This window comes from Vibrio sp. MM46 (assembly GCF_027587135.1).
Lineage (GTDB): Bacteria > Pseudomonadota > Gammaproteobacteria > Enterobacterales > Vibrionaceae > Vibrio > Vibrio harveyi.
Genome location: NZ_JAPPTO010000101.1, coordinates 1 through 605 on the forward strand (window position 1 = coordinate 1; position 605 = coordinate 605).

Genomic DNA, 605 nt, shown 5'->3' on the forward strand with positions numbered 1-605 from the left:
GGGCATTCATCGTCATAACACAGCAATACCATCATGCCTTGTAAACCTATTGATAATAAACTCTTTCTAGAGCACCTCAATGCGCTTCTTTCACACACTCGTGATAGTCGAACCGCCACACCGGATGTGTCTGCTCTTTTGCCATTTGTTCGAGACGTTGTGCTTGAGGAAGTCGTCATACACTGTCGAGGCAATCAAGCGAAAGCCTCAAGAATACTAGGATTGAATCGAGGTACGCTACGCACCCACATGCGTCGAATAAACAAACAAAACGTAACGATGGTGCTCAATGACGGCGGCGCTTGAGTACCCCTTCTGACCGCAGGACTAAGCCACTCTTTGATTTCGAATTGGAATGCTTTATTGGGCAAACGGCACTGCTATTTTTCGCTCTCTCAGATACGACAAAGCCACAAGCAGGGCCTGTGGCTTTGTATAACAGCGACAGAATGTTTTTCATTCAATTTGAAGAGGGAACGCATTCTGTGTGCAGCGCTGGGCGTTTTATCACCACAATAGGGAGGGAAAACACCTAAGCTTATCGGAAGTCCTCGGTGGGCTGCTTTGCAGTTATGCCAAGTTCAAATCGATACCATTACTTCTGG

Annotated in this window: 1 protein-coding gene; it reads left to right on the forward strand. The window is 46.8% G+C overall.

Annotation, left to right across the window (positions count from 1 at the left end; genetic code table 11):
* Nucleotides 1–33 precede the first annotated feature (33 nt).
* The gene (locus tag OH459_RS28100) at nucleotides 34–306 is read left to right on the forward strand and encodes a helix-turn-helix domain-containing protein (protein ID WP_269989905.1); all 273 of its coding nucleotides are present in this window, start codon (nucleotides 34–36) and stop codon (nucleotides 304–306) included.
* Nucleotides 307–605: the final 299 nt, after the last annotated feature.

Excerpts from the sequence above, each read along its gene's own strand:
- OH459_RS28100 (WP_269989905.1), top strand. The coding sequence starts at position 34 with ATGCCTTGTAAACCTATTGATAATAAACTCTTTCTAGAGCACCTCAAT.